The sequence below is a fragment of the Mesobacillus sp. genome (assembly GCF_047739415.1).
Taxonomy (GTDB): domain Bacteria; phylum Bacillota; class Bacilli; order Bacillales; family Cytobacillaceae; genus Mesobacillus.
In genome coordinates this window covers 1-7185 of the sequence record NZ_JBIQOE010000267.1, presented here as the reverse complement: position 1 = coordinate 7185, position 7185 = coordinate 1, and the positions used below count along the sequence as shown (strand labels likewise).

Here is a 7185-nt window from a genome sequence, read left to right as displayed (position 1 = left end):
GTTTCATACCATACTTCGCATCCTTGACTACTTCCCCGACACCGCCAACAGAATGTGGAACATGCTGCGGACTGTCACCTACCGATTCCGTCCTCAATGGACCAGGATGAATCATCGCCTGCGCCTGTCCACCCAACCGCTGTTTCTTGCCCCTGAATCCCTTAGCCTGCACATAATCAACCAATTGAAGCTCAGGCAGTAAAATACGAAGCCATCTTTGGAAACCCATGACCCAACCTCACCTTATATATGATTTACTAATCATAATTTTAAACCAATATCTAACAATTACAATTAAATTTTCCAAATAAAAAAGACAACGGGACGGACCTTTTGCTTCCAAAATTAATCACGAAAAGGGAGCAAAAGGTACGTCCCCTTGCTCCCAAGACGCTTGAAACGAGAGACATCCCCTTGTTCCGCTAAAATTTTATCCCTGTGTTTTCCGTAATATCATCACTAATGATTCCAATTCCTTTTATGTTTTCGCTTTCCACTTCAGGTTGAATCGATGGGTTCAAAGGGTATGTTTCCCCATCAAACTTTAATACGCGGTAACTTGGTTCAATTCCCCCTCCTGTTACATACATAATGATGTTTTTCCAGCCATTGGTTTTCACTTCACTGATAATGACAGGCGTTCTGACTAAACTGAAGCGGGATATGACTTCATATCCGCCATTGACACGTTCTAAAACAAGGCCGCTGCATCCTCCTGTTCCACACACAAAAGGACCTATCAGATAGACAAATGTCTCAGGAACTTCATCCCCGTTCAAGTCAATGCGATTATAAAAATACCGCACCCTGTCCTCTCCTCGTTTAATCCCAAATTCTTTACTGAACGCTCTTTCCAATTCAGGGTCAGGCTTCGTTTCCGATTTGATATAAGATACATTCTTAAGTTGCTGATCTTGAATAGCCACCCTATTGGTATTGGCTAGAGCTCCCTGAGAAAATAAGAAAATCCCACAACAAACAATCAAAGCAAACAAAACCGCCATACCCAATCCAGCCTTGAAAACCCGCTTCACATTTTACTCCTCCATTTCGTTCATCTCTCTTAATAGAGTGACCTAATTAATTTAAGACCACTCGCAAATTCATGGAAAGAGCAAGATATACCGGAGATTATAGCTGGCGATTGTCGGTCTGCTGTCTCAAAGCAGAGGGACGGACCTTTTGCTTCCAAAATTGATCATGAAAAGGGAGCAAAAGGTACGTCCCCTTGCTCCTTTCGAGAATAATTTTTTACTCATACTCTCTCCCGCACTATTTTTAATCTATTGTACATAAAAAGATCCTGTGCAGCAGACTTTTTTTAATGTGTCTACTACACAGGATACAGTATAGGTACGTCCCCATGCTCTTCTCATCACCCGTTTATGATAAAGATTAATTGCTTTTAATCCTCATTCCGCTTCAAGAGATCCTGTTTATACTGAATCACGCTAAGCAGCTTTAATCCCCTTAGATTCGAGATCATCCGTTCTACCGCCTCTAACATTTACATATTTTTTTGCGAGATACAAGAACCATACCTTTGTCTACCTGATGCCATGTCCACGGAAAAATAGGACGGTTCTCATGTTTCATGTATTGGCTTTTACACCATTCATGAACCAGAAGAACCGTCCCCGTGTTTACCGTGTTTATTTATTTTCCTTCAACTGTTTATACTGTTTGATAATCGTGTTGAAAAGTGGTGATTCCGGGGCAATTTGGGTAAAGGTTTCGATGGCTTTTTCAATCCCATTTTCCTCGATTGTGCTCTGGATTTTGACTGCTTCCTCGTCACCCTGGAAATCGTATAAGAACGCTGCGGCTACTCCTTTTAGAAGGTTGACAGGTTCTTTTCCTACTACTTCGGAATACTGTCTTGCCGGGCTTACAAGGCGGTCATTAGGACCGAGCTTCCTGATTGGGGAACGGCCGACCCTTGTCACTTCATCGACGATATGCGAATTGGAGAAGCGCTGAAGAATCTTTTGTATATATTTATCGTGATCTTCTGCATTGAATCCGTACTTCTTGACCAGGAACTCGCCGCTTTCATTCAGCGCACCTTCAACAAGCTCACGGATTTGCGGGTTTTCCATTGCTTGATTGATGGTTTCTTCCCCGAAGTAATATCCAAAATAGGCTGCCAATGCATGGCCCGTATTAACTGTGAACAATTTCCGTTCAATATAAGGGACCAAATCCTGAACATACGTGATTCCCTTGATTCCCGGTTTTTCGCCGACAAGCTTTGTTTCTTCTACTACCCATTCATAGAATGGTTCTACCTTCACCATCAGTTTGTCTTCATTCGTCTGATTCGGTACAATCCGGTCTACAGCTGAATCCGGGAATCCGAACCGGTCGTCAAATTGAGCAATTTCTGCTTCGGTTAACTTTTCAAACACCTTTTCTTTTAAAAGAGTGCTTCCGCCAATCATATTCTCACATGCGATGATGTTCAGCGGCCTGTCTGACTGTGCAGCTCTTTTACGCAGGCCCTCTGCCACCAATCCCGCGATAAAAGGAAGAATATTCGGACCAATCGCAGTTGTCACCAAATCAGCCTCTGCAATTGCCTGGATCACTTGATCTGGATTCTCCGCGCTGTTAATAGCTCTGACATTTTTAATTACATCTTCTTGCTGGCCAGGCTCTGCCAGAACCACTTTATATTCATTCTTTTCATTGAGCAAATTAACAATTTCAGCATTAACGTCTACAAAAACCGTTTCGTAGCCTGAGTGATATAATAGGTTCCCGATAAAACCGCGCCCAATATTTCCTGCTCCAAAGTGTACGGCTAGCATATTAGTTTACTCCTTCAAAAATCTCTAAAATTTCTTCTGGTGATTTTGCTGAAATGAGCTTTTCAATATTTTCTTCTTCTGAGCAAACGATCGCAATATTGGATAAAATGCTTAGGTGCTCGTCGTTTTTGCCAGCAATGCCGATTAGAAGCTTAACAATGTTTCCTCCTCCGAAATCGACACCCTCTGGCACCTGTATAAACGAAATGCCGGATTCTTTTACAAATTGCTTGGAATCCTCCGTGCCATGCGGAATCGCTACGAAATTCCCCATATAAGTGGATGTCAATTCTTCTCGCTCAAGCATTTTTTCGATATAGCTAGGTTCAACATATCCTCTTTCGACCAGCACGCTGCCAGTCAGCTTGATTGCTTCTTCCTTTGTGTTTAGCGACTTATTTAATACGATATTTTCCTTCGTTAAGATTGATGACATATTCATACACTCCTTAGATGTTCTATTTTTTCGGTAAAAAATTGCTTGAACCTTGTTGATAAATAGGATGCAATTTGATTTTCATGATTTGTTTCAAAAATAGCTGTACTTTCTTCGCTTTCAATCAGCAATGAACTTAAATGGCTAAGTACCTCAAGCGTTTTTTCATCCGGTTCCTCAGGTGAAAGCATTAAGAGCAGGAACTTGACTTCCATAGGGGAACCATCCATGCCTGCTGTGATGATTGGATACTCCAGAGAATGAATGGTAAAGCTCGAGTGAATGACGCCAGGGGAACGGGCATGGAAAAGTGCCATGGCAGTACCTGGAACACCCAATCCTCCTAATTGTTCCCTTCTTTTTAACGCATCTACCACAAAATCGATATTCTCTACAGCCTGTTTTTGAGATAGCTGTTGAACAGCCAGATATAAGATTTCGTCAATAGTTTTCCGTTCCCTTATTTTAACCAATTCAAAACCCATAAGAAGTTTGGCTATCGTTTCACTGTATTTTTGAACAGTTTGCAATTCCTCTATGAAATTATCCGCGTTTTTTGTTTTCACGGAGTCTTGGCTTGAAAATGGAAGACTACGATCGGAATTGTTGATGATTTTATATTTATTGATGAATGAACGAATCTTTTCAATTTCATCTTTGTTCAGCATTGGACTGACGATGATGTAGTCGTTGGATTCAGGGATTGGAATCGTCGAAATGACGAGCTGGTAATCAGATTCCTTTAACTTTTTGAATTCCATGACAGATACATTCTGGACATTCTTCAGCTCCGGAAACTCTTTTTGCAGTCTGGTAACAAGCATTTTAGATGTGCCGATGCCGCTCGAACAGATGACCAGTGTTTTAAAGTCAGCAAGCTCCCTGCGCCCGAGGACTGCTGCACCAAAATGCATGACAAGATAGCCAACTTCCTCATCAGGAACATGATGTTCAGGAAAAACTTCCTCTGCTGCCTGTTCAACAATGGAAAACAGCTCCGGATAATCCTTTTTAACCTTGTCTGTTAAAGGGTTACTGATGCCCATCCCCTGTTTGATCCGATACATCGCTGGCTTCAAATGCATGACAAGACCTTCAAATAAGGAACGGTTCGACGATAGTTCTGTTCCTACCTTTTTTTCAACATAATCAATCAGCTGCTTTGCCTTTAGTGCAACCTGCAGGCTTGATTCTTCCATTAAATACTCATTGTCATGCCTCAGTTTCGCGCCTTTAAGGTGCATGGTGATATAGGCCACTTCGGCTTCAGGGATTTCAATATTAAAAACCCGCTCCAGTTGAGCAACGATTTTTGCAGCGAATTTATATTCCTTTGAGGACTGCTGATCCTCCATATAGGATGGATTAATAGCAATTCCTTCACCTTTCTGGATTCTTTCGATTGCCAGGGCAAGATGGACAACCAGTCCAATATAAGCACTGTCCGCCATTGCAAAAGGCAGTTCCTGTATGATGGAATCCACTACTTTTTCAACAATCAGCAGCTTCTGCTTTTCCACCAGTCCCAAAAGCCTTTCAGAAATTGTGTTCATTTGCTGAGTTGACCGCTTTTGGATGCTCTCTCTTGCCAGGGAAAGGATTTCGGATTCATCCAGATGAGCTGAAATCAGGTTTCTCATAGCCCGTCTTTTGGCAGCTTCATCTCCCTCAAGCTCGACTCCATACCCTCTTTTTCTGATCAGGCTCAAACCAAAGGATTCCAGCTTGTCTTCTAATTTTGATAAATCTGCGCTGACAGTTGCAATTGTGACGTTTAGATCATTGGCCAATCCAAGCAGCTTTACTGGGCCTTTTGTTTCCAGCAGTTCACATAGGATGATCGTCTGCCGTTCGTCAGGAGTGTATTCTGTATGAAAAAGATTAAACAGAAAAAGCTCCAATTGGTGTATTTTCTCTGGGTCACCAGAGATCTGGACGCCGACTCCTGATTTTTTTAGCAGGGTAAGCTCATATTCCATCAGGATATCTTCAATATTCTTCAAGTCCCGATGAACTGTCCTTCCGCTTACACCAATCTTGTCTGCGAGATCTTTAACTGTCATTTCTTCCTTTTCAGTCAGCAAGATTTCTAAAAGCTGCCTTTCTCTCGCTGAAATATACATTAAGGTCACCCCCCAGTCTGATGAAATCCAACCCCTCTTAGGTTGTTGACAAAATTGAAATTTCATCCTGACAATTCTATTTTAAAATGTAATATCCCCTTATACAACAAATGATAAACAAGAATTAGTCAATTGAGTTGTTGACAAGATTTAATAAGTAAAAGCCCAGCCAAAACTGGCTGGGCACTTAACTTATTTCTTCAGTGAATTGATTAATTCATCATATTTAGGACTGTTCAAGAAGTTGTCGACCGAGATGTGAGTAGCATTTGGAAGCTTTGCTTTCGCACGATCTGTCAAATCTTTATGTGTAATAACAACATCTGCGTCTTCTGGAAGATTATTGATCGCAGTATTGATGACCGTCTGATCCAGACCTGCTTTTTGGACTTTATTTCTTAGGATACCAGCACCCATCGCACTCGAACCCATACCTGCATCACAGGCAAACACGATTTTGTTGACATCAACAGCTTTTACTTCAGCTGACTGGCTAGTTAATGCGGATGAAACAGAGCTCTTCTTGCCCTTCATTTCTTCCATTTTAGCTGCAGCTGTAGTCAAGTCTTCCTCTGTTGCCTTACTTGTTTTCAAGATTAATGATGCAACCGCGAATGAAACTGCTGTGGCTACAATTACACCCGCAAGAGTTGCGAAGTAACCGCCTTTTGGTGTCATCGCAAGCAGCGCGAAGATACTTCCTGGTGATGGAGCTGCTACAAGACCTGCATCAAGAAGGGTGAATGTGAACACTCCGCTCACTCCGCCAGCAATCGCTGCAAGAATCAGCATAGGCTTCATCAGGATATACGGGAAGTAAATCTCATGGATACCACCAAGGAAGTGGATGATGACTGCACCCGGTGCCGTTTGCTTTGCAGTTCCTTTTCCAAATAACCAGAAAGCAAGCAGGATTCCCAAACCAGGTCCTGGGTTTGTTTCAAGCAGGAATAGAATTGATTTTCCAGCGTCTGCCGCCTGGTCGATTGCCAATGGACTTAAAATACCATGATTGATTGCGTTGTTCAGGAATAATACTTTTGCTGGCTCGATAAAGATGTTAGCCAGTGGCAGCATCTTTGCATTGATAATGGCTTCAACTCCACTTGCAAGCACATTGCTAATTCCTTGTACAACCGGACCGATTCCCTTATATGCCAATAAAGTTAAAAGGCCGCCAAGAATACCAGCTGAGAAATTATTGACGAGCATTTCAAAACCAGATTTTACTTTTCCATGGATGGCCTGGTCAAACTTCTTGATTACCCATCCGCCAATAGGTCCCATGATCATTGCGCCAAGGAACATTGGAATATCAGTACCAACGATGACACCCATTGTTGCAGTCGCACCGACTACCCCACCTCGGACATCGTAAATCATTTTACCGCCAGTAAAACCAATCAATAATGGCAGCAGGAATGTGATCATTGGGCCAACAAGCTTTGCCAGATCTTCATTTGGAAGCCAGCCAGTCGGGATGAATAATGCCGTAATCAAGCCCCATGCAATAAAGGCGCCGATATTTGGCATAACCATACCGCTTAAATAACTTCCGAATCTTTGTATCCTCACTTTGACATCTTGTTTATTGTTAACAGATTCGTTCATCTAGATTTCCCCTCCAAATAGAAGAATTAACTTTCTAGTTTCATATTAAAGCGTTTACAAAGCTGTTTCAATTTAATGAAAACTGCATTTTGGCAAAAGGATTGTTGACAAAATTAAAAAGGGACCAAAAAGCCCTATTCTTAGAATGGCTGTCTCTTTGTAATAAAGTTTTCCCCTCCCCGCTTTACCCCCTCAACCTCTTGTC

At 42.0% G+C, this 7185-nt stretch carries 6 protein-coding genes; all 6 read right to left on the bottom strand.

Going from position 1 to position 7185, the window contains the following annotated elements; genetic code table 11:
* Positions 1–229, bottom strand: a 229-nt coding sequence (locus ACH0QE_RS20745) for a hypothetical protein (RefSeq protein WP_415802366.1), incomplete at its 3' end; no start/stop codon positions are given.
* A 193-nt stretch (positions 230–422) separates the two neighbouring features.
* Complete coding sequence (locus ACH0QE_RS20740; protein WP_415802364.1) at positions 423–1034, bottom strand: hypothetical protein; 612 nt, start codon at positions 1032–1034, stop codon at positions 423–425.
* A gap of 618 nt (positions 1035–1652) precedes the next feature.
* Complete coding sequence (locus tag ACH0QE_RS20735; RefSeq protein WP_415802363.1) at positions 1653–2810, bottom strand: mannitol-1-phosphate 5-dehydrogenase; 1158 nt, start codon at positions 2808–2810, stop codon at positions 1653–1655.
* Position 2811: 1 nt separating this feature from the next.
* On the bottom strand, positions 2812–3246 hold the full coding sequence (locus ACH0QE_RS20730) for a PTS sugar transporter subunit IIA (RefSeq protein ID WP_415802362.1): 435 nt from the start codon (positions 3244–3246) through the stop codon (positions 2812–2814).
* Positions 3247–3248: 2 nt separating this feature from the next.
* Positions 3249–5369, bottom strand: coding sequence for a BglG family transcription antiterminator (locus tag ACH0QE_RS20725; protein WP_415802361.1), 2121 nt, complete (start codon positions 5367–5369; stop codon positions 3249–3251).
* Between the two features lie 192 nt (positions 5370–5561).
* Positions 5562–6980 (bottom strand): PTS mannitol transporter subunit IICB, encoded by a 1419-nt coding sequence (locus tag ACH0QE_RS20720; RefSeq protein ID WP_415802360.1) that lies wholly within the window; start codon positions 6978–6980, stop codon positions 5562–5564.
* Between the last annotated feature and the right edge of the window lie 205 nt (positions 6981–7185).

Bases quoted from the DNA above. Each gene is read 5' to 3' on its own strand.
- ACH0QE_RS20735 (WP_415802363.1), bottom strand. From the start codon at position 2,810: ATGCTAGCCGTACACTTTGGAGCAGGAAATATTGGGCGCGGTTTTATC.
- ACH0QE_RS20725 (WP_415802361.1), bottom strand. From the start codon at position 5,369: ATGTATATTTCAGCGAGAGAAAGGCAGCTTTTAGAAATCTTGCTGACT.
- ACH0QE_RS20730 (WP_415802362.1), bottom strand. From the start codon at position 3,246: ATGTCATCAATCTTAACGAAGGAAAATATCGTATTAAATAAGTCGCTA.
- ACH0QE_RS20720 (WP_415802360.1), bottom strand. From the start codon at position 6,980: ATGAACGAATCTGTTAACAATAAACAAGATGTCAAAGTGAGGATACAA.